Origin of the sequence: Rossellomorea aquimaris, assembly GCF_008180865.1 — a bacterium.
Classification (GTDB): Bacteria; Bacillota; Bacilli; order Bacillales; family Bacillaceae_B; genus Rossellomorea; species Rossellomorea yichunensis.
Genome location: NZ_VTEX01000001.1, coordinates 763251 through 789391, shown reverse-complemented (window position 1 = coordinate 789391; position 26141 = coordinate 763251). Strand labels below are relative to the sequence as shown.

The 26141-nt window shown below is 38.8% G+C and carries 26 protein-coding genes, 1 tRNA gene, 1 riboswitch and 1 other annotated feature; of the genes, 3 read left to right on the top strand and 24 right to left on the bottom strand.

What is annotated here, in order from left to right; translation table 11 throughout:
- Window positions 1-8 precede the first annotated feature (8 nt).
- The 11 genes from metC to selB all read right to left on the bottom strand — a co-directional run bounded on the left by metC (window position 9) and on the right by selB (window position 10922).
- Window positions 9-1193, bottom strand: a complete 1185-nt coding sequence (metC, locus tag FZC88_RS03900) for a cystathionine beta-lyase (RefSeq protein WP_148993712.1) — start codon at window positions 1191-1193, stop codon at window positions 9-11.
- Entirely contained in the window at window positions 1186-2310 is a 1125-nt protein-coding gene (locus FZC88_RS03895; protein WP_148993711.1) for a methionine biosynthesis PLP-dependent protein, read from the bottom strand. Before FZC88_RS03895 ends, metC begins: the two co-directional genes overlap by 8 nt.
- A 91-nt stretch (window positions 2311-2401) precedes the next feature.
- Window positions 2402-2511, bottom strand: a riboswitch (SAM riboswitch).
- 123 nt (window positions 2512-2634) lie between these two features.
- A complete protein-coding gene (locus FZC88_RS03890) occupies window positions 2635-3633 on the bottom strand; it encodes a tryptophan--tRNA ligase (protein ID WP_148993710.1) in 999 nt (332 codons plus the stop codon).
- A gap of 60 nt (window positions 3634-3693) precedes the next feature.
- Window positions 3694-3935: a binding site (T-box leader), on the bottom strand.
- 65 nt (window positions 3936-4000) lie between these two features.
- Window positions 4001-4627, bottom strand: a complete 627-nt coding sequence (locus FZC88_RS03885) for a metal-dependent hydrolase (protein ID WP_148969213.1) — start codon at window positions 4625-4627, stop codon at window positions 4001-4003.
- A 96-nt stretch (window positions 4628-4723) separates the two neighbouring features.
- Window positions 4724-5350: an NUDIX hydrolase gene (locus tag FZC88_RS03880; protein WP_148993709.1), complete on the bottom strand. Its 627-nt coding sequence runs from the start codon at window positions 5348-5350 to the stop codon at window positions 4724-4726.
- 13 nt (window positions 5351-5363) lie between these two features.
- Window positions 5364-6020, bottom strand: coding sequence for an HAD hydrolase-like protein (locus FZC88_RS03875; protein ID WP_148969215.1), 657 nt, complete (start codon window positions 6018-6020; stop codon window positions 5364-5366).
- 266 nt (window positions 6021-6286) lie between these two features.
- Window positions 6287-6466 carry a hypothetical protein gene (locus tag FZC88_RS03870; protein WP_044337264.1) on the bottom strand — a complete coding sequence of 60 codons (180 nt, stop codon included), beginning with the start codon at window positions 6464-6466 and terminating at the stop codon, window positions 6287-6289.
- An 88-nt stretch (window positions 6467-6554) separates the two neighbouring features.
- Window positions 6555-7769: a cardiolipin synthase gene (cls, locus tag FZC88_RS03865; protein ID WP_148993708.1), complete on the bottom strand. Its 1215-nt coding sequence runs from the start codon at window positions 7767-7769 to the stop codon at window positions 6555-6557.
- Between the two features lie 149 nt (window positions 7770-7918).
- Window positions 7919-8476 carry a VanZ family protein gene (locus tag FZC88_RS03860; protein WP_148969217.1) on the bottom strand — a complete coding sequence of 186 codons (558 nt, stop codon included), beginning with the start codon at window positions 8474-8476 and terminating at the stop codon, window positions 7919-7921.
- A gap of 78 nt (window positions 8477-8554) precedes the next feature.
- Window positions 8555-9028 carry an NUDIX domain-containing protein gene (locus FZC88_RS03855; RefSeq protein WP_148993707.1) on the bottom strand — a complete coding sequence of 158 codons (474 nt, stop codon included), beginning with the start codon at window positions 9026-9028 and terminating at the stop codon, window positions 8555-8557.
- A gap of 7 nt (window positions 9029-9035) precedes the next feature.
- Entirely contained in the window at window positions 9036-10922 is a 1887-nt protein-coding gene (gene selB, locus FZC88_RS03850; protein WP_148993706.1) for a selenocysteine-specific translation elongation factor, read from the bottom strand.
- A 59-nt stretch (window positions 10923-10981) separates the two neighbouring features.
- Here selB and FZC88_RS03845 point away from each other — a divergent pair, with 59 nt between their 5' ends.
- Window positions 10982-11185, top strand: a complete 204-nt coding sequence (locus tag FZC88_RS03845) for a hypothetical protein (protein WP_148969220.1) — start codon at window positions 10982-10984, stop codon at window positions 11183-11185.
- A gap of 143 nt (window positions 11186-11328) precedes the next feature.
- Here the strand turns inward: FZC88_RS03845 and FZC88_RS03840 are convergent, their stop codons facing one another.
- The 10 genes from FZC88_RS03840 to FZC88_RS03800 all read right to left on the bottom strand — a co-directional run bounded on the left by FZC88_RS03840 (window position 11329) and on the right by FZC88_RS03800 (window position 22375).
- The gene (locus FZC88_RS03840) at window positions 11329-11925 is read right to left on the bottom strand and encodes an SCO family protein (RefSeq protein WP_148993705.1); all 597 of its coding nucleotides are present in this window, start codon (window positions 11923-11925) and stop codon (window positions 11329-11331) included.
- Window positions 11926-12007: 82 nt separating this feature from the next.
- The gene (gene coaW, locus FZC88_RS03835; protein ID WP_187443375.1) at window positions 12008-12829 is read right to left on the bottom strand and encodes a type II pantothenate kinase; all 822 of its coding nucleotides are present in this window, start codon (window positions 12827-12829) and stop codon (window positions 12008-12010) included.
- Window positions 12826-13122, bottom strand: a complete 297-nt coding sequence (locus FZC88_RS23825; RefSeq protein ID WP_187443376.1) for a hypothetical protein — start codon at window positions 13120-13122, stop codon at window positions 12826-12828. The genes coaW and FZC88_RS23825 overlap by 4 nt, the downstream gene beginning before the upstream one ends.
- 112 nt (window positions 13123-13234) lie before the next feature.
- On the bottom strand, window positions 13235-14395 hold the full coding sequence (locus tag FZC88_RS03830) for a Ger(x)C family spore germination protein (RefSeq protein ID WP_262371652.1): 1161 nt from the start codon (window positions 14393-14395) through the stop codon (window positions 13235-13237).
- The gene (locus FZC88_RS03825; RefSeq protein WP_262371650.1) at window positions 14376-15851 is read right to left on the bottom strand and encodes a spore germination protein; all 1476 of its coding nucleotides are present in this window, start codon (window positions 15849-15851) and stop codon (window positions 14376-14378) included. The genes FZC88_RS03830 and FZC88_RS03825 overlap by 20 nt, the downstream gene beginning before the upstream one ends.
- 12 nt (window positions 15852-15863) lie before the next feature.
- The gene (locus FZC88_RS03820; RefSeq protein WP_148993703.1) at window positions 15864-16943 is read right to left on the bottom strand and encodes an endospore germination permease; all 1080 of its coding nucleotides are present in this window, start codon (window positions 16941-16943) and stop codon (window positions 15864-15866) included.
- A gap of 207 nt (window positions 16944-17150) precedes the next feature.
- Window positions 17151-20285 (bottom strand): AAA family ATPase, encoded by a 3135-nt coding sequence (locus FZC88_RS03815; RefSeq protein WP_148993702.1) that lies wholly within the window; start codon window positions 20283-20285, stop codon window positions 17151-17153.
- The gene (locus tag FZC88_RS03810) at window positions 20282-21427 is read right to left on the bottom strand and encodes an exonuclease SbcCD subunit D (protein ID WP_148993701.1); all 1146 of its coding nucleotides are present in this window, start codon (window positions 21425-21427) and stop codon (window positions 20282-20284) included. The genes FZC88_RS03815 and FZC88_RS03810 overlap by 4 nt, the downstream gene beginning before the upstream one ends.
- Window positions 21428-21602: 175 nt before the next feature.
- Window positions 21603-21740: a YvrJ family protein gene (locus tag FZC88_RS03805; RefSeq protein ID WP_148969227.1), complete on the bottom strand. Its 138-nt coding sequence runs from the start codon at window positions 21738-21740 to the stop codon at window positions 21603-21605.
- Between the two features lie 107 nt (window positions 21741-21847).
- Window positions 21848-22375, bottom strand: coding sequence for a hypothetical protein (locus FZC88_RS03800; RefSeq protein WP_148993700.1), 528 nt, complete (start codon window positions 22373-22375; stop codon window positions 21848-21850).
- A gap of 304 nt (window positions 22376-22679) precedes the next feature.
- Between FZC88_RS03800 and FZC88_RS03795 the strand changes: the two genes are divergently transcribed.
- Window positions 22680-22776: transfer RNA gene (locus FZC88_RS03795), tRNA-Sec, on the top strand.
- 51 nt (window positions 22777-22827) lie between these two features.
- On the opposite strand, the gene FZC88_RS03790 is transcribed toward FZC88_RS03795, so the two are convergent.
- Window positions 22828-24153: an ATP-binding protein gene (locus FZC88_RS03790; protein WP_148993699.1), complete on the bottom strand. Its 1326-nt coding sequence runs from the start codon at window positions 24151-24153 to the stop codon at window positions 22828-22830.
- A gap of 200 nt (window positions 24154-24353) precedes the next feature.
- Between FZC88_RS03790 and FZC88_RS03785 the strand changes: the two genes are divergently transcribed.
- The gene (locus tag FZC88_RS03785; protein ID WP_148993698.1) at window positions 24354-24779 is read left to right on the top strand and encodes a DUF2621 domain-containing protein; all 426 of its coding nucleotides are present in this window, start codon (window positions 24354-24356) and stop codon (window positions 24777-24779) included.
- Window positions 24780-24924: 145 nt separating this feature from the next.
- Here the strand turns inward: FZC88_RS03785 and FZC88_RS03780 are convergent, their stop codons facing one another.
- Together FZC88_RS03780 and FZC88_RS03775 are read right to left on the bottom strand one after the other, a co-directional pair.
- A complete protein-coding gene (locus tag FZC88_RS03780) occupies window positions 24925-25404 on the bottom strand; it encodes a site-2 protease family protein (protein ID WP_148993697.1) in 480 nt (159 codons plus the stop codon).
- 171 nt (window positions 25405-25575) lie between these two features.
- Entirely contained in the window at window positions 25576-26055 is a 480-nt protein-coding gene (locus FZC88_RS03775) for a CcdC family protein (RefSeq protein ID WP_148993696.1), read from the bottom strand.
- Between the last annotated feature and the right edge of the window lie 86 nt (window positions 26056-26141).

Genomic DNA, 26141 nt, shown 5'->3' with positions numbered 1-26141 from the left:
CTCCTTTTTTATAAATTTATCACGTTATTTCTTTTGATCTTTTGTATACTATCTAAACCTTTTTGAAGATCCTTAATCAATTCGTCCACGTTTTCAAGTCCTACTGATAATCGTAATAAACCATCTGTAATCCCTCTTCTTTCCCGTTCTGCTTTTGGCATGGAAGCATGTGACATCCTTGACGGATAGGATAGAATTGATTCAACAGCTCCTAAACTGACGGCGAATACAGGAATGTTTACATTTTGAATGAGTTGCTTCACTTCCTCTGCCCCTTTTAACCGGAAGGAAAGAACCGCCCCAGGACCCTCTGCTTGTCGAACTTGAATTTCACGACCGGGATGATAGCTCAATCCCGGGTAATACACTTCTTCTACTTCCGTTCTCTTTTCTAAGAAGGCCGCAATCTTATATGCCGATTCTGATGATTCCTTCAATCGAACGTGCAGTGTTTTTAGTCCTCTTAAGAGCAGCCAGCAATCCTGAACACCGAGGACAGCACCAAACGAATTCTGCAAGAAAGCAAGTTTCCCGGCAATCTCTTCATTTCCCGTTACGGCAAGTCCTGCCAAAACATCACTATGTCCCGCAAGAAACTTCGTGGCACTGTGTAGCACAACATCCACACCCAGGCTGATCGGCCTTTGCAGCAGGGGAGTCATAAATGTATTATCAAGAAAAGTTAAACATCCATTAGCCTTGGCAAGCTTTACGACTCCTTCAATATCGGTGATATTCAGAAGCGGATTGGATGGTGTCTCCATATAAATCACTTTCGTATTGTGCTTAATTGAACAAGCCACTTCATGTAAATCTTTCATATTCACAAATGAATATTCAATTCCAAATTTAGTGAGGACCTCGGTAATCATTCTATATGTCCCACCGTACACTTCTTCTGATACGAGAACATGATCTCCACTCGACAATAATAAGAAGCTAGTGGAGATTGCCGCCATCCCTGATGAAAAGGCAAAGCCTCTTACTCCACCTTCCAATTCCGCGATCGTTTCTTCAACGGTTTCCCTCGTCGGATTTCCCGAACGGCTGTAATCATACGTTCCATATTGATCAAAATCCTGTTGATGAAAGGTCGTAGCATGATGAATCGGTGTAGAGACCGCTCCTGTTTCTTTATCAAATCCGTGAGAATGAATGAGTGACGTTTGAAGTGAAAATGGTTTTTTACTCATACGTAAACACCTCTTTTTCCAATTGTTGAAAAACATTCTCCAGATCTTCTATCAGGTCATCAATAAATTCAATTCCTACAGAGAACCGCAGGAGTCTGTTGCAGATACCCAAACTCTTTCTTTCTTCTTCAGGAATGTCTGCGTGTGTTTGAGTGGCGGGATAGGTGATAAAGCTTTCGACCCCTCCTAAACTTTCAGCAAACGTTATAACTTTTAAGTGTTGGAGAAAGGGAGAAACCCATTCTTCCTTTGCGATACGAAAGGAAAGCATGCCACCTTTTCCCGGATATAATACGTCTGTTACACATTCATGGGCATCAAGATACTTCGCTAACGTTCTTGCGTTTTTTTCGTGCTGTGCCATTCTGAGACTAAGGGTCTTCATTCCTCTTAATAAGAGCCAACAATCAAAAGGGGCGAGAACCGCACCGATTGAATTTTGAATGGTGTAGATTTTTTCTGCCAACACCTCTGTGTTTACAATCACAACACCTGCCAGCACGTCATTATGTCCCCCTAAGTATTTCGTAGCGCTGTGAATAACGATGTCTGCTCCTTCAGTAAGTGGCTTCTGCAGAATAGGTGTGTAGAAGGTATTATCTACAATTAAAAGCAATCCGTTATGATTAGCGAGCCCGGCGACCTCAGAAATACTTGCTTCATTCATTAATGGATTGGTTGGTGTTTCAAGGAAGATGGCCTTTGTTCTCTTAGAAATTTGTTCTTCTATGGAGCCGGCATCACTTGTATCGACGAAATGAAATTTGATCCTATATTGTGCTTCATACTGTACGAATAATCGGTAGCTACCGCCGTATAGGTCTTTTGAAACAATCAATTCATCCCCGCTGGAAAATAAGCTAAGGATAGCCTGAATCGCTGCCATCCCCGAGCTGAAGGCAAATCCTCTGTGCCCTTCCTCCAATTGAGTGAGGATGTCTTCTAAGGTGGCGCGGGTTGGATTACCTGTTCTTGTGTAATCATAACCTGTCGATTGCCCAACTCCCTTATGTTCATAGGCAGTCGCTAAATGAATGGGTAAGCTCACAGCACCCGTGGCAGGATCTTTTCGATTTCCCGCCTGGACAAGCATTGTATCAATATGTTTTTTCAACATTCTTCTCTCCTTTTCTATCTTGAATACGAAAAGGGAAAAAACAAAAAAACCTTCTTAATGAAAATAAGAAGGTTTTGTACGTTCGTTCTCCCTCTTATCGTCCAAGTTGACATCAACTTGCTGGAATTAGCACCATACCTAAAACTTTGGCTGGTTGCTGAGGTGTCTTCGGGCCAGTCCCTCTACCTCTCTTGATAAGAAACTATATGATTTTGTGAAAAATAACTTTCCCATAACTTATAACAAAGAAGAAGAAATGTCAATGAGAATTATGAATTATCTGAAAAACAAAATGATCCCTGCACTTCATCACCCTGTTCTATTTCAATGATAAATTCCTATTTTCCTTTTAATCTCTTTCATGAATGGGATTGTTTTTTCCCGTGCTTTTTTTGCTCCAGTTTGTAAGATGGTATCAAGCATATGGGGACTCGCCATCAGTTCTTCATATTTCGATCTTGGTTCTTCGATAAAAGAGTTCATTACTTGGAATAGCCCTTTTTTGGCATCTCCCCAGCCTATTCCTTCTTGAAATCTCCTTCTCATTTCTTCAACTTGATCGGAAGTTGCAAATTCTTTATATAACGCAAAAATGACGGAGGAGTCAGGATCCTTGGGCTCCTCAGGGGGTGATGAATCTGTTTTGATTTTATTAATTAATTTTTGAAGCTTTTTTGATTCTTCAAATAATGGAATGGTGTTGTTATAACTTTTACTCATTTTACGTCCGTCTAATCCCGGTAGAACAGCCGTTTCTTCTTGGATGACATATTCAGGGATGACAAATATTTCTCCATATTGTTTGTTAAAGCTTTCAGCTATGTCCCGTGCAATTTCAACATGCTGTATCTGATCTTTTCCGACAGGTACCATCTCGGTTTGAAAAAGGAGGATATCAGCTGCCATTAAAATTGGATAGGTGAATAATCCCATATTGACTCCAGCATCAACATCTTTGCCGCTTTCTTTATTTTCTTCGACCCATGATTTATATGCGTGGGCACGGTTCATTAATCCTTTCGGTGCAAAACAAGACAGAATCCAACTCAATTCAAAGATTTCAGGTACATCAGATTGACGATAAAAGATCGCTCGATCAGGATTCAAACCTAGTGCTAACCAAGCTGCTGCCACTCCATAAGAAAGTTCTTTCATTTCATGCTTATCGTGTATCTTCGTTAAACCATGATAATCCGCAACAAAATAAGCTGTGTTGTAGGATTGGTTCTCAGCCAATTGTAATGCCGGTTTGATTGCACCAATATAATTCCCCAAATGAATACGGCCTGTTGGTTTAATACCAGTCAGAACTTGTCTTTTCATAACAATTCCCTCCGATGAAAAATAATAAAAATAAACACAAAAAGGGCTTCCCATCCTCTAAAAAAGGACGGGAAACCCGTGGTGCCACCTTCATTCGCTTACACTTTAGTAAACGCACTCATCTGTACAGAAGTCGCCTTCGATACATCGTCCCTTTTATCGGTGAGACTTCCGCCATAACCTACTTATTTTCAGCCTGGATGCTCAAAAGCCCATTCAACGATTTCACCATACTGATTCTCACCAGCCATCAGCTCTCTGAAATGTTTCGTTCGTCTACTCTTCTTCCTCATCGCATTTCATATTTAAAGTTTTTCCATTATTTTAATGTATAGGGAAATAATGGTCAAGTGGGTGTAAACACATTTTAGATTTCTTTGGATGAAAGGGGAAGGAAAAGCTTTATGCCTCTCTTATTGAATGGAAGAAATTTCATATCGGCGATCAGATGACTGGCATATCCGATTACACATGCTTCAAATACCCCATCAATCATTAAAGATGACTCTAGATAATGAGCAATCACGCCATAATATAGGATTCCTAGTACAGAGTGAGTATAACTTCGATGTGAAACGAATGAGGCAAAGAAAATATAGATACCTAACAACCATAACCATGTTTCATTCAACTGCCAACCGCATGCTGTCACACCAATGCCCGTAATCATCAGCATTCTTCTCTGAGTAATGAAACTTGAGAGAATCATCATTCCTGCACCATATCCAATACCTAGCCATCGTTCTTTCCCGATTCCTTCCAGATAGCTGTATACCATCATTAGAAACCCAATGATTTGTGCTACTGCTCTGATCATTTTAGGTGAAAAAGTAACCTTGTTACTAAGTTTTCCGTCAATATCCATATCAGGCATGAGTCCGGATATCCCACCTATTGCCACAAGTGCGGCCGTTATGTCAGGACCAGATCCAAATGAGTTGGCCACAATAAACCCTGTTGCTGCTCCAATCGCCATATGTGCTGTGCCGTTCAAGTGTGTCCTCCTACTCTCTTATCACATTATGTATGTACTAGATTACTATAATAGCCTTTATTAACCATATTGACTATGGGAAGTACGAATTAATTTCTAAAGATGAGCCGATATGCGCTCAATAATTTCAAAAAGATAGGACCTTTCATGTGGAACAAAGTGATGGTAACTCACCCTTTGCTTAATAAAATCCTTTTTCCCTGTTTCATTAACAAGAAATCCTTCTATGTCGATTTCCTCTTTCGTTTGTTGAACGAGTGCCTTAAAGTTTTGAAGAGTACAATGAAAAATACCGGACACTTCTTCTAACTGAAGTTGAAACTCGTCATATTCAACCGGCTTTGAATAAAGAAATACGTGAGTGAGTTCCCGATCGATCATATTCCGTTGAAATAACTGACCTTTTACAATCCCTAATGATTGCAGTTCATCTATGGTAATAAGTAGTCCAAGCTCTTCATGAACTTCTCTCACACCGTCTTCAATATTCTCCTGTGACAGGATATGTCCAGCTGCGGTAATATCAAGTAAGCGGGGGAAATCCTTTTTCTCATCACTTCTCAGTTGGAAATAAATAATGGTCTCTCCCCTACTTTCATCAAAATGCGCAAGCCAGCAATGAAAGGTTTCATGCCAATATCCCTTTGTATGCACCTCGGAACGACTGGCTACACCAATTCTATTACCGTGTTCATCAAAGACGGCTAGTTGTTCATCCTCCACCCGGATCCCTCCTTTATTTCATTTCCTCCAGATACTCTTTAACCTCCAAGAGATTTTCAACCACAATATCTGCTTCACTTAATTCATTTTCCTGAGAAAAGTCAAAGGCACAACCTATCGAAAGAAAGTGATTTGCCTCTGCTCCTTTAAAGTCAGACAATCTATCTCCAATCACAACCCCATGTGTCAGATTATGATCCTCTTTGATTTTTCGAATCAACTCCCCTTTGTCATCTGAATGTATTTCCTGAATGCTGTAGCAGTCCATGATCCATTTATCCAAACGAAAGTACTCCACAATCGTCTTTAAATACTGAGGATATCCATTGCTTGCCACAAAGATTGAAAACCCTCTCCCTGATAAATAAGTTAATAGTTCCTCCGTATGTGGATAGAGAGCCCCATTTCCATTCTGAATATTATCAATCAGTTTTTCATGAAATACATCATTCACTTTACCATGTTCATGTAAGGAATGATGAGGTAAAAGTGTTTTCCACACGACAGAAAGAGGGACACCCATTATTTCTCTGTATATTTCAAGAGGTGTATCTCCTTTCCACATTCCTTCATCTCTAAGTAGTTGAAAGGTATCATGAAGTGAAGCTTCAAGAATACGATCCGTTTGAAATAACGTTCCATCCATGTCAAAAATCATAGCAGCTTTCATCTATATTCTCCTTTATTGCCTTTCGTACATTTATACGTTCGACGATTTATGCTTAAATCATAATCTTGCTTACATCAAATAAACCTTCTCTTATCATACCAAATTCACTGCCGAAAGAAAGCAGCTACGTATAGATGAACAACTTCATACTGAGTATAGCTGTCCATTAGTGACAACCAATTCTTTTATAACAAAAAACACACAAGAACCTTTCTCCCGTGTGTTTAATCCTTATATCTTAAATCAGTGTATAGACGTTGCTTTCTTTAAGATGCATTTGGAAGATAAAAGAGGACCGTCAACATCATGCCGATAACAGAGAAGATCACGATACTAACTGCTACAGACTTGTGAGACTTTGATACATGTTTCTTCTTTAACACGTTAAAAAACTTAAAAGCCAATAACGAAAGAATAAACAAAGATACAAACAAGAGCTCGCTCATGGACAATCCCTTTCTTCAGTAAGGTGTATTCTTTATAAGATATGAAATCACTTTACCATATTTTCTTATTCAATAAAATTATTTATTCTTAGAAATAATAATATATCCATTCAGGCGTTTTACGGAGCGCTTTTTCCCAGGCAGGGAGTTCATTAAAAGCCCTCATTGTCAGTTTTTTACTATCACTTATGTCTTTATGGATGAGTGATTCTAATTCGCCGGCAACTTTTGCATCCCGAATGATGCAGTTGCTTTCATCATTTAAGTAGAAGCTCCGTGGATCCCAATTGGCTGTACCAATATCAGCCCATTTATGATCAATGACCAGCACTTTACCGTGGAAAAATCCTTTTTCATACAAATAGATATCCACTCCGCTCTCTAACAAAGTTTTCTCAATTCTGTAACTTGGCGGCTTCGTGAACCATGCATCTGTATCGTTCGGGATGAGGATCTTCACTTTTACCCCACGCTTCACTGCCTTCTTTAAGGCTGATATAAGTTTCCTATTAGGCAGAAAATATGGTGTTGTAATTGTGACACTCTCTTCCGAACTGTTAATCCAGCTTACAGTCTTATCTACAATACTGTCTCCTGTTGAGAACAAGAATTGAACGCTGCTCTCCTCATCTTCATTTGAAGTACGAGTAGGATCTGCGCTCACCATACTTTCTGCCCCATCCTCGATCCAGTCCCTTTTAAACTGCTGGGCCACTTCAATTCCTGCCTCACCCTCCAACCGTATATGATAGTCCCTCCAGTAACCAAGCTTCGGGTCTTTGCCTAAATATTCGTCCCCCATATTGAAGCCTCCAATATAGGCAATTCTTTGATCAATGGAAACGAGCCTGCGATGATTCCGATGATGAAGGGAATAGAAGATATTTTTTAGGGATAGTGGCCTGCTTTTAACAATCTTCACCCCTCCTTCTTCCATCCTCTTTATACTTTCCTTCTTAATATCTGAACCAAGGAAGTCGACAGACAATCGAACATCTGCCCCTTCCTTAGCCTTTTCAATCAGCAAATCAAAAAACTCGTTGGAAATCTGATCGTCCCTGATAATGAAAAAATGAATCCAAACAAACTCATCTGCTGTTTTAATATCCTCAAACAACTTTTCATACAAGTCCTTCCCGGTATTGTAGACGTCGATTGCGGCTTTATGAGAGAGGGTTTCCGTAATGGGGTGAGTTCTCGCATAGTTCTTCACACCTTGTTTCACATCCCAGTGCATGATGAGGAACAAAATCACGATGCAAGCAACCGTGATCAGGATTGCTTTAAGTACTTTTTTCAGCAAGAGAACTCACCTCCTTTTATGTAGTGTTAGCTTTTGTTTAAGGAGAAGGACTATACATTTCCATTCAAAATATATCTAAGTTCCAGGCATCTTTTGTGCCGTTTTTATTATTCACAGAAAAAAAGAGCATTAACATAACGTTAATACTCTCAGTTTATCTTCTTGTTGATTCTCAATAGATTATTGATTAAGCGTGCGAACACAAAAAGAAGGCCACCAATAAATGAACCCAATGTATTCATTATCCAATCATCAATATCTGTTGCTCTTCCTAATGGAAGATAGTATTGAGCAAACTCAATTCCAAAGGAGAAAAGTGCTCCGATAAATGTCACCATCAGAATAATCTGTTTCGACTGCCTCATCCACCAAGCAATAAAAAAGGTTAATGGAATAAACAATATTATATTAGCCATCAAGTTTCGAATGGGCACATCTAAATGATTCCGGTAAATTAAATTCAACTTCAAGTTAGAAAATGGATCAAAATTCACAGATCCCTCTGAAACATTTCCACCCGTCAATGGGGTCATTGTGATTAAACAAATCGCTCCAATCGTTATACATGTAAACAGAACAGGCAGTAAATTCATCCATCTGCCTTTCCCTTTTCTTTTCTTCCAAAAGGAGACCGCAAAGATAAGGGAAATCGTCACAACCACAATAATCGGAAGAACCCAACCAAATGCGCTCCATAATTCTTTCATGATTCCTTTTCCTACTTTCCTTTAAGCTACAACGATGATTTAGTTTATTTACGATGATATATGTTTGAAGGCGACGCATTATGACAAGGTGCGAATCATCACCTCAGCAGTCTCTTTATCCATTCCATTCCAGGAAGTGTGGATTTCAAAAGTACCTTCTTCGAAAAACAAAGGGAATTTTCGCTGAAAAAAATGCTGCATTGGTAAATCTAAGGCTTCTGACTTTGAGACCCAAACCAATTCACCTTCAGGAGGGTTTTCGAGGAGCTCACCTGTGGTTTCATAGGCAAGGTAATTATATACGATATATCGAAATCCCTTTTCTGGTACAACGTATTCATCTAACCCTTTATACCTTAATTTTTCTACCTGTAAACCTGTCTCCTCTCTTACCTCTCGGATTGCACCTGCTGCAGGACTTTCGGGGAAGTCAATTTTACCTCCCGGTGCTATGTAACCGGGATAGTCTTTCTTCTCCGGCCTATTTAATAACAGCACTTTGTCCCCTCGCTGTATCATTACTAACGAATACATCACTGTTTCTATCTTCATTCATTCCTCATCCCTTTATACTAGTTCCAATCCATTTACGAATACCCTCGGTCCTTAAAGTCAGACCATCCTTATCCAGCTTTTCTAAAAAGGGGATCAAGTATTTTCTGGATAATCCTAGTGCGGCTTTGGCATCTGCTATATCGAATCTTTCTCCGGTTTTTTCTTTTAATTCTTCAACAGTTTTCAAAAAAACTTGATAGGAATATGATTTTTTATCATCCAATGAAACGATTTTCTTTTCCTGGATAAAAAAATGATAAAAATCAGACTGCCATTTTTCAGGTATACCTACTTGATGGAAATACTTCTCCATGTCTTTTACTTGTGTACCATCAGCCTCCATTAATGTAATGAGCTGATTGCATCGTTTCTCCCATTCAGGAGGTAAATGAGGAATGAATTCCTCTAAACTAAGAAAACCATTGTTTCTTTTCCAATGTTTTTGCTCAATCGCAAAGTCCACTAAAGCTCCTGAGTACCTTTTTAAAGATTGCTTTAACTCACCAATATTGATCCCTAGTAATAAAGGAAACTCCTCATGGAATCCTCGAAGAATATGTTCGATCGAATTCACGCATTCATCCACTATTTTCATATGAGTAACATTGGATTGTGAAAATACAATCCATTGATCCTCACCCTCCAGAATATCACGCAGATCTTTATGAGTTATTGATGCTTCTCTAATGATGAAACCTTCATCCACACATTTGTATTGTTCAACCAGCCTTAGAACTCTTTCCTGAGGTGAACCGTGCCGTTCAGACTGAAGAAGGGCAATCGTTTCCTCTCCGAATTTGTATTTCCCACCATTCGGCTGAATAATCCAGCCTCCCCCGATCGTTTCCATTGGAGTGGGTCTTCTTAGTATAAAACGATCACCTCTTTTGGCCACAATCGTTTCATTAAGCCGGATTTGACATAAAATATCGTCGGATTCCGAATCGACTTTATTTCGATCAAAAAATACAAGCTTCCCCATCACTTCGGAAGTTCCTACATGAGCCACAATTGGCATTCTTTGTTTTATAGGATGGTTTACTGCACGTAATACTTTGAGACACACGTCAATCGTGTTGGTCACGGTAAAATGTGTGGATGTGACGAGTACGTTTCCTCTTTTTATTTCTTTGTAATCCACTCCAGAAAGGTTTATCGCTGCACGCTGACCGGCAAAAACACTATTCTCTTTCCTATGGTGGGCTTGAATTTGTTTCGCTTTCGTATGTATTCCTTGAGGTAATATGATTATTTCCTCTCCAGTGTCCAAGGCTCCTTCAAAAACAGTCCCTCTTACGACTGTTCCCTGACCCTTTACAGTAAAAACTTGATCAATCGGCAAACGAAAATCGCCTCTGACACTTTTCGAAGCCATTCCCTTTAGTGTAGTAATGACTATTTGTTTTAACCTCTCGACACCTTCACCTGATAGACTATCTGCCATCAAGATAGTAGCACCTTCAAATACTGTTCCCTTCAACTCATCTATCACTTCTTCAAGAGCCAAATCCCTTAGTTCTTCTTCAACTTTCGATATTTTCGTCAGCACGACAATGCCTTGAGTGATTCCTAGTAGCGCCAGTATATCAAGATGTTCCTTCGTTTGCGGCATTACCCCTTCATCTGCCGCTACCACCAACACAACGAGATCGATCCCTGCCACACCTGCGATCATCTGACGAATAAACCGCTCATGACCAGGAACATCCACTACAGAAATCTCCATATCTGCATCATTATATAATGGGGCAAATCCGGGTTCAATCGAGATGCTGCGCTCCTTTTCCTCCTTTAATCGATCAGTATCGACAGAAGTAAGGGCCTTTGTGAGAGTGGTTTTTCCATGATCAATATGTCCGGCCATTCCAATCGTATAATATTTTTTCCCCATCCTCTCTCCCTCTCTTTTATCTTTTCTTTTTGAACCGGAAAAATAGGACGCCTGCCATTATGGCAAAACAAATGGCAAATAAGATTCCCTTCCATACATCTCCATCTGAAAAAGATTTCAATACCCATATCAATATAAATAACGTTATGGCTATATCAATCATCATCATACCTTTTGAGTTTCGAATGTTTCTTCACCTGCTGCCCTTTAGTTTAGTTGCGATTCTTTTACTTTATCATAATCCTGCCTCAACGTTCCATTAAGTCTAAACCCTGCCATACTGTATTCCCGACATAGCAGCTCCCTTTTTTATCATGATAATCCTTGAAACCTTGATGTTGGAATGAAATTTCAATAGTAAAAAGGAGAATCACCTGACATTCTGTGATTCTCCCTCCTATAAAGTCTATTCAGATCCCTCTTCAATCAATGTTTTCATATCTTGGACAATTTCATCGTAAGGGACGTCACTATTACCACTATACGTTTTTACGACTGTCCCTTTTTGATTCACCAAGTAGAAGCTGGTACCATGAATCATCTGATCGGATTTAGGATCGTCGGCTACTATCGAGCGGAAGGAATGTTCCGCAAGATCCTTTACCTCGTCAAATTCATAGCCTGTAAGCAGTTCCCATTTACTTGTATCTGCTTCAAAGTTTGAAATATACTCTTTTAATGCGTCCGGTGTATCATTTTCAGGATCTACGCTGAAGGAAACGATTTTGTAATCCTCTACTCCTTCTTTTTTCAGCTTTTCTTGAAGCTTCGATAAATTAAATGTCATTGGTGGACAAACGGTTTCACAATTAGTGAATATGAAATCTGCGATCCAGACTTGTCCTTTCAAATCATTCAAACCGACTTCTTGATTATTTTGATTCGTATAAGAAAATTCTTTCACTTCATAATCTGTTTCTGCTTGAAAGTTACTATTACTGCAACCTGCAAGGAGAATACCGATGATGGTCATCACCACTAGGAATGGTTTGGTTTTTGACATCTTTATCTCCTCCGACTTTATCTATCTCTCCCATTCTATGTTAGTAAAAAGGCGATAAAAAAACAATCAGCAGAGGCAATATTCATTGTCTATTTTGTGAATGCTCTGCTTCCCTTCCAATTTCAAACGCTCCCAGACTTCCAGCGTATGCACCTTTCTCTGGAAAAATAGGGGTGTAGGATAACAACTCTTGAAATTGTGTAAGGTCTTCTTTTAAAGCAGGATTTGATTTCAACGTACTTCCAATAAATACGAAATGCTCTAACTTATGGGCTTGAGACGCTTGAGACGCAAGCAGAATAATGGTTTCTGCAATCATATTCGTTAGAGCCCGCAGTTTGTCTTCTTTCTTAGAAGATGAATCTCCTTTAGCAAAATTAGAAGCTGTCAAATGTTCAGGAACCGGAGAATTCATTGCCTCATAGACGTCTCTCACTGATAAATCAACTAGTTCTCGTTTGCCTTCTTTTGATAACCGTACCAGCTCGTAATAGTCAGATTCTCCAGTCAGTAAACCTCCCAATCCCATAAAGGTTCCTCCCCCTAACCCACTACCAAGCAACCTTTCACATCCGTTTTCATCAACCTTAAAGATAGACGTCCCCGTACCTATATTTATAAGGATGAACTGTTTCAGGTCACTTTTTTCCTCTTTAAGGAGCAGTTTAGCTCCACTGCATACCGCTATGAATTCTCCAACAATATGTGCCTGTGGAAAGGTCTCTCCCCACTTCTCTGCTTTTCCTCCCGTAATGTAAAGTTTATGGTGTTTGGCCAAGAGTGTAAGCCACTGCAGCACATTCTCTTGCTGCTCACTTGAAAATGTTTTAAAATGCAGCCGGCCATTTTCCTTATACACGATCTTGGTTAACGTGCCGCCAGCATCGACCCCGACCACACTCATTCTTCCCGTTCCTTCATTTTTTTCTTGGAAAATAAATAGTGCAGGGTAAAGCCGTGAACGACCATTATCGTAAGGAAAGCAAGAAAATAATAGAAAACACCTATGACCCCATCTGAAGTATCCTCTGTAATGAGCCACCATACCGATGCAAAAAGAAGAAATAGAAATTGAAGAGCGACTCCCTCCAAGAATGGTTTTTTATAGGTATTGAAATCCAACAGTCTCTTCCAGCTCCATCCAATTGCAACTACGGCTGATACTAACAATAATAATATGTAGATACTTATTTTCATCAATGATGCCTCCAATCTAATTCTTACTAGTTCCATGGTATTCAATTGATCTGGAAAATGAAAGAGAAAATGGGAAAAACACCAATTTATTTGGTGTTTTTCCGCCTTAATCCTATTCCAAGCTTTTATGATCATAACGATAGGCGTTGAAATGAGTGATATCCACCTTTACTTTCACTTCATCCAATGAATTGTCTGTTAAATAAAATGAAGGCTGTTCTTCAAGTTTGTTAAACTTTAGTGGATGGTATCTATACCATTTTTCACCTACATTTAGTAGATCCACTTGTTTGTCCAACCCAATGTTGTATACTTTTTCAATTTCATTTTCCAAAGACTTTTCAAGTGTACTTTTCACTTCTTTATATGGCGCATCCTGTAATTTTTCAATTAGCTCTGCTTTCACGCTGACTTCAAGTGAAAATGTGGGAAAATCACCTTTTTCTTTCATATATTTTACTTTTGGCTCCTTCGTCAATAGTTTAAATGTAGATACCAATTCATCATCAATATACAAAGGATAATCTATTTGATTTTTTTTGGTAAACAACCAATCAACGATGATTGAGGGTTTAGCAGGAAGGTCTCCTTTGAATTGTGATTGTTGAAACAGACTATACCCGTTCAAGTAAAGTACAGGATACGGTTGATCCGCCTTCCAGGATTTTTTATCAATACTGATATTTGGAATGAAAGCCGTGCCCATCGGTTCATAGTATTCCCTTAAGAAATGCATTAAACTTGTAGCCCCGATATCATCTTGTAAAGACTCTATAGTTTCTTCTGTCAGCAAAACTGTATAAACGGGAGGATAATTAAATAAGCCGTTCACCTTAAAGATTTCTTCAATGCTCTCATCAGTTGTAAATATCTGCAGATTTGGTCTCAATGAACGATTTCTTCCCACATCCTCCAGGACCTCTTTAAATTTGTACTTCAACACATTTTTTGAAAGGACAAGAGTTTTTGTATGTCCAAAAAATAATGATGGCCTTGATGCTTTATATAAGTGTCTTACAGCCAAATTCAGTGTTTTTCCAGAAGCAGAACCAATAAACGCCGGCACAGGTTCTGTAGGCTTACTTCCCTCCTGTTTTGCTACATTGGCAAAATTCAAACCTTGAAGATAAGCAGTGTATTCCTGATTTTCTTCATTGTAATCCAGTCCGATCGAAACAATATACGTTAGATCCTGAATGTTTTTTGAACCGGTACATCCTGTCAATAAGAGGATCAAAGAAATGAAAATGAGTCTACCTGTCTTGTTGATCACGCTGATTTATTCCTTTCCTTGTACTGTCATCCGGACTGGTTGAAGGGGTACGGTTTTTATAAAATTGAATAGGCAAACGGAAAAATGACCGAATGATTTCATTCCAACTGATGGGGGCTACTGACCCAAGAAATGGGGTACCAAAGGAAGATTTTGTCGCTAAATATAGAACCGTCAAAATAAAACTCATTACAACACCGAATAATCCAAAAAAAGTGCTAATGAGCAATACAACGAACCTTAATATCGTCGTCCCATACTTCAAGGTTTGATTAACGAGTGTAAATGAGGAAATATAAGTAATGGCTCCAATGACCAGCATGGTCGGGGATGTCAACCCGGCACGTATGGCGGCATCTCCGACAATCAGGCCACCAAGCACAGAAACCGTCTGACCAATCGCCCTGGGTAGACGGACACCTGCCTCATTAAAAAACTCAAACAAGAATAGAACGATAAACATCTCAACAGGAGCGGAAAGTGGCAAGCCGAACCTGGAAATCGAGATCGTCGCCACGAGCAGATAGGGAATTTGTTCAATATTATAAGCCGAAAATGCAACCCATAATCCCGGTAAATAAGCTGAAATCAAAACCCCGCTTACTCGCAGGATCCTTTCCAAAGATACATATACATAGTTGATACTTGAGTCTTCTGGTGACTTAGTTTGTAACAAGAGATTTATTGGCGCAATGGAAACTGTAGGATAGCCATCCACCAAGAGGGCAAATCTTCCCTGAACCAATGAATCAACGATAAAATCGGGTCGACCTGTGAAATCGAAATTAGTGAAAATGGAATTAGGGTTGTCGTCCAGCATCGATTCCAACTGTTGATTGCTGGTTAAAACATCAATATCCACTTTTTCCAATCTTGTATATAACTCATTGAGAATACGTTCATCGATTACATCATTCATATACATAATGGCAATTTCTGTATGACCGCGGGTACCTATCTTGAATTTTTCCACTGAAAGAGTCGGAGTGAAAAGTCTTCTCCTAATTAAAGATATATTTGTATTCAAATCTTCCACGAATCCATCTTTTGGCCCGCGGATAGATGTTTCAAGCGAGGATTCTTCGGGCAGCCGTTTAGGAAAGTTACCTGCATGTAATGAGATGATTTTTTCATCGATAAAAAACAAAATATACCCATTAAATAGAGCAGTAGATAGCATATCCAGGGTCTTTCCCGTTTCATCTACGGCTTGGAAATTCCCTTCCATCTTTTTTGAATAGGACTTTTCAGGACCTTCTTCTAATTTTGGGAGAATGAATTGATCGAGGTAATGTCGATCGACCAAGCTCTCAAAATATACCAGGGTGACGACTTCATCGTGAAAAAAATGTTCTCGAATAAGTAAATCATGACTCTTTGAAAATAATTGTTTTAACTCTTTCAAAGTGTCCTCTTTTTCTTCCTCTATCCGCTTTTCTTTCGAAGGCTTCTTCATTTTGAACATCCTTTACTTAATAAATCGGAGGACCACTGCTGACGAAATAATTTGTACGGTGAAAAGGACAACGGTTGCGGGAAAAAAATACACATATAAGAACTTATAAAAAAAATACGTATCAACATCTATAAAAATAAGTACCAGTAGTATTAGAAAAATGGGCACCATCACTTTTAGAGAAATTTGATAACAATCCTTCTTTTTTGTAAAAAAAACAGCCAACAGAAACATGAATAAACTAATCCTGATAAGGGCACCACATAACCATTGATAGAGAGCAAAGAAATCTAAATGAGTAATAAATTCACCGATGGATAAAATTCTCCATTGTTCATATGCTGGATACCTCATATTTGCTGATTCTATATGTCCAAATTCCATGATGGAAGCGGATAATGGCCCCAACATCAAGCCCATTATAATTAGCCCAAGAACGATTAAATGGTGAAATTTAATTCTCCCTTCACTATAAGGCTGTATTAATACAATCAAATATAATTCCAGTAACCCGGATAATACATAAATCATCCCTTTAAAGACAGGCTCATATCCATCACTGAAAATTGGAAACAATAGACTGGGATCTTTCATATTGGTGTTTGTAAAAGCAATAAAAAAGCCAAATAACATAACCAATGGCAATAAGATACCACTCGCGATTGCCATATGTTTGATCCCTGACCAACTGATTAGGAAGCAGATAAGGAAGATGCTACCTACCACTAATAGTGATGGGACATCTGCTAAGAAATATGCACTTAACCATATTATTAAATCAACAAAGGTTATATATGCACTTGATAATAAAAATAAACACATTGGCAGTGAGAAAAGGAAAACAAACCATTTGTTCCACTTTTGGTTAAGTAGATGATAGAACCCTTCCTGTGGGGAATTCTTTACTATGTAATAGATTAACAATGTGACGATAAATAATATTGGGTAGGTTAAGATAATACTGATCCATCCATCTCTCCCGGCAGCATTCAGGATACTTGGGATAAGCATGACATGATTTAATAAACCGGTTGAAAGGATGAGCAATAGGATTAATTGTCGGGGAATTAAAATGGGACGAATGCTTTTCATAAGTTATCTCCAAATTTCTGATTGTTTTATCTCTATTTATGTCCTACATAAAAGAAATCAAACCTCCTAATCCAATTAAGGACCTTTCATGACCGAATCAAATCTGAACAATGAATCGCATCTTTCCTTAATTAGAAAAAAAGGTCAAAGAGCTATTCTCTTTGACCTTTTCAGATGGAATTGTGAAGATTCAAAGTATTAATAAGCCTAAGCAAGAAATTGAAATTCAGTCCTGCTTCCGTTTTGAGAGGATATGACCTCTAATCTGGCGTCGATTCTCTCTTTTAACTCTGGAACATGTGAAATTAACCCTACTAGTCGGCCACTGCTTTGAATATCCATCAGTGCTTCAATGGCATGATCCAGGGATTCTGGGTCCAATGTTCCAAATCCTTCATCAATAAACATTGTTTCAAGTGAGACGCCACCTGCATACTGCTGCACGACATCTGCAAGTCCGAGGGCAAGTGCTAACGATGCCTTGAAGCTCTCCCCTCCGGATAACGTTTTAACGTGTCGTTCCTGTCCTGTGTATTGATCAAATATGAGAAGCTCTAAACCGCTCTGGACGTTACCTTTGCTTCTATCCGTTTTTCGAATCAGCTGATAGCGCCCTGACGTCATTTTGATTAATCGTTCATTTGCCACTTGAAGAATATCTTCAAGGAATGATGCAAGCACATATCTTTCAAATGTTATGCGATTTGCATTCTGACCCCGGGATACTTCTGCCAGATGCCCGACCATTTGATATCTGGATTCTAAATGCTTTACTCCTTCATTAATGGATGTCACCCTTGCAAGAATTAACTTATTCTCTTTCGTATTTGTCATGATTTTATTAAGTTTATCATTTACAAGCCTAAGTTCCTCGGTAACCCGTGCTACGTTTTCTTCTATGCTTTTCACATCAGGCTTATGTTTTTCCTGTAAGTGCTTTTCAATGTCATATAGACGATCGGAAACGGAACGCAGGTCTTCACCATACTCCTTCACTTTTTCTTGAAGACCAAGTATTTCTGCTTCAGACTTTTTAGCTTCCTGGAATGCTCTATAGTGAGAAAAACCTTGTTCTGTAAGAAGCGTAAGAAATGCTTCACGTTCTGTTTTCAACTCTGCATTAACTTTTTCAATATGGGTTTCTTTGTCACTCACTTGTGACTCTTTTACGCTATACAAGTTCTCGAGCTCATAGTATTGCTTCTGGGCACGCTCGTATGCCGTCTTCAACTCTTCTCTTTTTTGCTTTTGCTCTTTTAACACTTTATTAAATTGAAATTTTGATCTGAGCTCATAGGGAATATCTTCCTTCACCTTTTGAAGGGTAGTATCCTTCGTAAGGAAATGAGTATTAAGCTCCTGTAGCTTATCCAAATCTTTCAATCTTGAGCCGTCCAGTTCTTCTAGCTTTTCCCTTCCTTTTCTTACTTCTTCCCTCATTAGCTTTGCTTGTTCGACTTCCCTTTTCTTTTCAGCCATTGTACGTTTCAAGGCTTCAACCTCTGATGTCACTTGAGAAAGAGTATCATCTATTTCGTTCCGTTTAAAGTCGCTTTTCTTTTCACGAATTTTCCTAACGATACCGTCTATCTGATCCTGAATCCCCTGCATTTTTGTTTCCTCTTGAGCAATCGCAAGGCTCATCCTTTTCTCTTCCTGGTTGAGTTCCTCCTGCTTTTCCTTCGCAGCTTTCAAATCTTCCTGAGAGGGTAGTGAATCAACACCAGTGGCCGGATGTGGATGATGCTCTGAGCCACAAACGGGACAAGGAACGTGATCAACCAGTCCTTTTGCAAGGTGTGCTGCTTGAGCAGAGTGCAACTTCTCTTCTAAATGGGCAAGAGTTTCAGACGCGTCCAAACATTGTCTCTGAAGGTGACTATACTGTTCTTTTAATATTTGCTCTTGCTTAAGGACAAGTTGAAATTTTTGATCCATCTTCTCTATTTCGTTTATCTGTTCTAAAAAGGATTGATTCTTTTGTAACGATTTTTCTAATTGAAATAAATCTGCTTGACCATTTTCACCTTCTTCAAGTCGTTTTTCCCGGGATTTTATGCCTTCTTGTAAAAATGAAATCTGTTCTGTTTGTTTTTTGACAATTTCTTGCTGCTGCTCATATCTTTCTTTCATTTCTTTAGTATCTTTCATCAACAAATCCAGCGAATCTATATCTTTTTCCATTTCTTCGAGTTGAGTGATTTTCTTTGAAACGTCGTCCCTGAGATTTTCGTTATTTTTTTCTTCCTTAAATGTTTCTTTAGCTACTATAAGCTTTTCTGAAATTTCATTCTTTTCTTCTATAAGTTGAGCTAATTGACCCTTCAGTTCCTTCAAGTTTCGATTTAGTTTATGGCAATACTCATCTTGTGGAACTAAACGGGATGCTCGCTGAGCTAATATTATGTCTCGATCGATTGATTCGATTTCAGGCTTTAATTTTAAAAGGGATTCTTTCTCAGCCCTTAGTTTTTCTTGAAGCTCGTACTGATTGACCAACCCTTCCGCCTCTTGAAGCTGCTTCTTGAGGGCATCTCGTTTCTTCTGCACACTTTCATAATTAAGCTGCATTTCATTCTCCCTAATTTCCATGCTTTCTATGTGAGCTGGAAGAAGTTGAAGAATATGATGGTCATTCAATGGATTTTCTAATAAAAGTGACTGAAGCTCTTCATTTTCTTCAAAATGAATTCTAAGTAATTCCCTTGTTCGTTCTTCAATAGAGGTTTCTACTGACTTCTTTAAATCGTCTGCCTCCGATTTCAGTTTTTCCTGGATGGACTTATAGAGTTCTGTATGGAATAGACGTTGAAGGATAAGCTCCTTATCTTTACTGTCTGAAGTTAAGAGCTTTCTAAACTCTCCTTGGGGAATCATAAGAATCTGCCTGAATTGATTGGCATCCAGTTGAATTAAACCTTTGATCTTCTCATCCACGTCTCTGACGTTAGCCGCCAGTAACTGTTCTTTTCCATCTTCATCATATACGTATAATTCAGAACGGGCATTTATGGTTGTGTAGCCTTCTCCTCTTGCTTTCTTTTTGTCCTGCTGAGGGGAGCGCCAAATGCGATACGATCTGCCTCTTAAACTGAATGTAAGTTCTACCTCCGTAATAACATCATTACTTGCAAACTGACTTCTCAGTTCAGTCGGACTGCGATCCTCCCCACTTGCCTTCCCGTAAATCGCATAGGATATTCCATCAAAAATAGTCGTCTTACCAGAACCTGTCTTCCCTGATATCACGAACATTGTGCGGTTCCCCAACGAGCGAAAGTCAACCGTTTCTCTTGCTGCATAGGGTCCAAAGGCTTGCATCACTAGTTGAAGGGGCTTCATGCTTGATCGACCTCCTTTCTGGCTTTATCAATAACGTTCTTAAGGACTTCTTCCTTTTCATTGGTAAATTCACCTGTGGTCATATCTCCGTAGAAATCTTTAAACAAATCCAGTTCCGACCTTTTCTTATCCTCCAATACTTTGAAAGTATTTTTCTTTTTGGCATCGGTGAGGTCCATTTTCCTCTCCAGATGTAAAACGTTCGGATAGACTTGTCGCAATTGATTAATGGGATCGATTAACGTACCTTCATCATGTAACGTGATCTTTAGATAGTCATCGACTTTCTGGGATTGATAGAATGCAGGGTCCAGAAGCTCTTCCATCAAACCCTGGAGTTCTCTCATATCCTGCTTCGGCTTTAGTACTTCTTCCCGTAAACGGAAGGATCCATCCCCATCCATTTCTACGATGCTCACTGACTTTCGCTGACTCGCTTCAGAAAATGAGTATTTTAATAGAGACCCTGAATATCGAATCGTTTCATGCTTAATAGCATCTGGACTATGAAGATGACCCAGTGCTGAATAATGGAAGGACTTAAACACATCTGCACCGACACAGCCGGATCCCCCAACAGAAAGGGTTCGTTCTGAATCTGTGGTTTTCCCCCCAAGCACAAACGCATGACCAACAAAAACATGCGGCTCATCTGGATTCATTTTCTCTTCGATTCTCTTCACAATGGCCTCCATCGCCGCATGATGGGAGTTAATCGAATCGTCTTCTAGTATTTGTCTGACATTACCAGGTTCAGCATAAGGAACACAGTGGAAATGAACCCCTTTAATGGTGATTGGGGTAAAGTCATTTGTCAGTTTTCCTTTCAAGTGGAATTGACTATGCTTGTACCATGATGAACCGAATGATAGTCGCTCCGCACTGTCATGATTTCCAGAAACAGCTACAATCGGTGTCTTTAATTCTACGTTAATCCGGTATAAAACTTCGTCCAACAACTCTACAGCTTCTGTAGGAGGAACGGACCGGTCATAAAGATCACCCGCAATGATGACTGCATCAGGTTCTTCCTTTTTTACAAGTTCTATAAACTCCTCTAATATGTATCGCTGTTCTTCTGTCATATATATGCCATGAACCAATTTACCTAAATGCCAATCGGCGGTGTGAATGAATTTCATCACTGTTGTCTCCTCTCCGGTCAATGAGTATCTCCTTAAATTATATCAAACTAATAAGTTATAAGTGAATGGAAATGTCACTTTCCAGGAACGTTTGTTCTTATTTCACCCTAAGGCAAAGTGAACCTCCAGAAATAAGAAAGGATACCCCTCAATAATGAGGGGTATCCTTCAATTATTCTTTTAACTGCTGTGGCAGTGTTTGGATCGATGTAATCACGGCATCCAGCTTTGTCTCAATACGATACAGGAGATACATTGTGACAACTATCGGAAAACCCACCTCAGACACAAAAGCGATAATGGTCTCCATCCTATTCCCTCCTCTCGACATTAATATAGGGAATTTATAAGAAAAAGGTTACGTTATTGTTTATAGTAAAAAAGCGAATCCATAAGCTTCTGGATTCGCTTTTTTGATTAACCGTTTAAGTCACTGATTAAGCTTGAGCTAACTAAGCCAGCCTCATCAAGAATTTCTTTGATTTGGTTTTCTGCTTCGTTTAATTTTTCATTGGCTGCCGTTAAATCAGTTTCGCCTTCTTTTGAGAGTGCTTCAGCTTTCATATTATATGATTCTGTCAAAGTCGATCGGAATGATTCCACCGCGTCCTCTTGATCACCAAGACCTTCAGGGATCTGCAGTCCTTCTACCGCTTTAGCAGATTCAGTTGCTGATGCAGCAGCAGCTTCCTTCATTTTCTCCAACTCTTCTCCTGCAGGAGGCTCTTCTCCTGCAATCGCTTCTTCATATCCATTAAGGTCAATATCAACACCATTGACGGTTGTTGTTAAATTCAAATAAAAATCCATTAAATCTCCAGCAACATTTTCGTTTTCTTCCGATGCATTTGTTGTTTCCTCTTTTTTAGCTTCGTCAGAACCTGAATCGGAGCATCCAACCAGTGCTAAAGATAGACCCAGACCTAAAAACCATACTTTTTTCATACTTGTTTTCCCCTCTCTGTCTCAATCAACATGTTCAAGTATAGAAGGTTAGCAATTCCTATTGGAAATCGCTTTCTTCAATTTATGATAAGCCGGCAAAAAGTATCTTATCACGGGGAGAATCGACTGGTAAAGAAGAATTTTCTAATTTCTACAAAGTTTAAATCTTGTAAATATTTTAAATATACAGCCTATTATTCTATCTGTTCATCAAACTTTTTACACTGGACAATGGTACCTATAGATTCTAAAAACATTTGAACAAGTTTTTCTTCTATGGTATAACATATATATACTTATTTTCGGGGCTGATTGTAGAGCTGGTGCATGCCTAGGTCTTCAAAACCTCTTGGGAGGCGCGTGCCGTCTCCGCTGGGTTCGATTCCCAGGCAGTCCCGCCATATCTTCACAAATGAAAGAGCCCTTATATTCGTTCTATAAGGGCTCTTATTTCATTGGTTTTGTAAGGTTTCCCTCTTTTTTCTTTCTGAAGCTTGAACAGCTTCAAACATGATATGGAAGGTGGTACCTTCTCCCTGCTCACTTTGCACCCTGATATCCGCTCCATGATCACGAAGAATTCTCAGACATATGGTGAGGCCTAAACCCGTGCCTTTCGTCTTCGTTGTGAAGAAAGGCTCCCCGAGTTTATCCAGCGTTTCTTTTTTCATGCCTACTCCCTCATCTTTGAAGGTTAATTGAACCTTGTTATAAGAGGACAAGTCTGCACTAATCGTAATCGTTCCCCCATGAGGCATTGATTCTATGGCGTTTTTAAGTAAGTTAATAAATACTTGTTTTAGCTGATTTTCATCCCCACGAATATGAAGCTCCCTTTCATGGAAATCGGTTTGGATTTCAATATTATATAAAATAGCATTCGTATTTAATAATTTCGCAACATGATCAAGGGTCTCAATGATATTGATTCGTCTATATGTAACGGATTGCGGCTTTGCGAGAATCAATAATTCGCTCAGCACAAGTTCAATCCTCTTGATTTCAGAAAAGACAATCCCTAAGTATTCCTTCGTCTTCTCATCGGCATCATCTCTTAATAACTGTAAGAAACCGTTGATCGACGTAAGGGGATTACGTACCTCATGTGCAATTCCGGCTGCTAATTGCCCGGCGACAGATAGCTTTTGAGATTCTATGGCTAACGTTTCATTCATTTCTATCAATTCTTCTTCATTATGTACTCTTTCGGTAATGTCTGAGATGGTTCCCACCGTCCCAAGAAGTTCACCGTTTTCATTGTAGTTTAACTTAACATTCACTTCACCCCAACGAAACTGCCCATCCCTCTTCTGATAAGAGAAGTCCATTTTCATTTTTTCCCTCTTCATGCTTATACTTTGTCTGACCATTCGAAGTATTTCATGACGTTCATGCAGGGATATAAAATGAAGTGCATTCTTATGTAAACTTTCTTTAACCGTATATCCAGTGTAGTCTTCCCAGGATTGATTCAGAAATTGAAACTCTCCCTTAGAATTGGTATGAAAGACAACTTCATCGATACTCTGAAGCACATGCTGCATTTCTTCATTTAGAAGCTTCACTCTCTCCTCACTCTTTCGCAGGGCAGCGAGAGTTTTATAGCTTGTGTCATAATTTTTCCCCATATAGTAGCTGATAAAGAGAATCAATAGAGTGAACACCAAATCCACTTTCAAATCCACTGGATAATGCAGAACAAAGTAATAAATAAAATCCCATGTTAAGACTAGTAAAAGTCCAATAAGCACTGATACCATTCTCCCTCTATATATCATCCTGTGAGCCCCCTATCCATCCAAGCACGAGAATCGAAATAGAAAGAATTTTCGCGATATTTGTTATTTATTAGTATATCATTTCTAATTAAGAACAGTATAGACTTCTTTTGTAAAAACGACGATATTCTTGTCACAAGCTTTTCCCTTGTCTATAATGAATACGATACATACGCTTTTTGAAAAATTGAGGTGAAAGCATGCTTGAAGGTTGGTTCTTATATTTCATACTGTTTTGGGTCGTATTTTTAGTGGCTTCATTTGCTATTGGTGGATTCTTTATGTTCAGGAAATTCTTAAAGAGATTTCCTAAAGAGGATGGAAAATCCGATTTGGACTGGGAAGAACATTATGTGAATGAAACCATCCACTTATGGGGTGATGAGGAAAAGAAAATGCTCAATGAGTTGGTCACACCCGTACCCGAATTATTTAGAGACGTAGCGAAACAAAAAATTGCAGGTAAAATTGGAGAATTGGCTTTAAAAGAAAGAGCCTCTTCCATTACTCACGAATTGGTCATAAGAGGGTATATCCTGGCGACTCCGAAGCGGGATCATAAGTTTCTTCGAAAAAAACTGAACGAAATGCAAATAGATGTAACCCCTTACGAACATTTATTCTAGGTGACAGGAAGGAAAGCGAATGGGATCGATACTGATTATTCCGATTGTGCTATATTTAATTTTTATTATAGGTGCTGCATTTCTCTTTTATAAATGGAAGAAAGCAAAAAAAGGTAAACGATAGTCGTTTACCTTTTTTATATGATTAATCAATGGGATCCTCTGCCTTACCGTATCGAATGACGTCAAGTATCGCTTGTCCATCACTTGGTTTCCCCTCTCCATTCCGATACGGAAACAATGAAAAGAATATGAAATAAACGGAGAAATACACAAACTGATAGAAAAAGATGTGAACAGGTATGACTCCTTCAAATATTAGGAAGTTAATGGCTAAAATCGCAATCAGGTTAAATAAACTTCCAGATAGATAAATAAGCACATGAACCCACACCTTGTTATACTTCAATTCTGTATATTGACACCAACCTTCCATAAAATACATTCTCTTCACTTCCAATGGACCAATGCTCATTAAATGCTTACCTGTTCCAATACAAAATTTTATCTTTGCACCGAATATGCGTGCAACGAGGATATGACCTGCTTCATGGACGATGGTGACCAATGGCAGCGTTAAAAAGAATGCCAGAAAAAACGTCCAAATATCTGCTAGTGTAAACAATACTTATCCCACCAATATCTCTTGTTATTTTCTTCATCTCTCTCTTTGCCCTAATTGCCTCAACACTAAGCATATTGGTTTCCTTTGTAAAGAAATCGTAATCTCATGTGAATAAATTCCCAAATAAAATAGCAGGGTGATAGAAATCACCCTGCTATTTTTCCCATTGAATTAAATTGAATTCGTTGTTAAATCTTGTTGCTCTTGTTGCAGCTTTCTATATTGAAGATACATGGTGATTCTCCACGGAACGATCATACCAAAGGCAAGAATCCAAAACATCCCACTAAGTTCACCATAATCGATCGATGCACTTAGAATGGACTTGGCCAATATTCGTATTAATAGGAGTCCAATCAAAATAAATGCAAACGCTTTAGAACGTTTTAAATAAATATCATTATCACGAATTTCGAATTTGGAAGTCTTGATCAACAATATAGAAAAGATCATTCCTACGGTAATCGCTTCTAGAAACTCTCCTAAAGTGACTCGGAAAACTGGAAATAAGAACATTAACGCACCTGTACTCATAAACAAAGGAGGTAAGATTATCTTCTTGCTGCTAACAGGCTTTTTCTGAGCCTTCATTCTAATAAATATCACCATAAAACCCATGCAAATCGCAACAATGGATGAAGCAATCATCATAAACCATCATCATCCTTTTATTTTCTACTTTCATACCTTTCCCTATTATAGCCCAAGTGAGATAAAAACGAAAACACAAAAAAGAG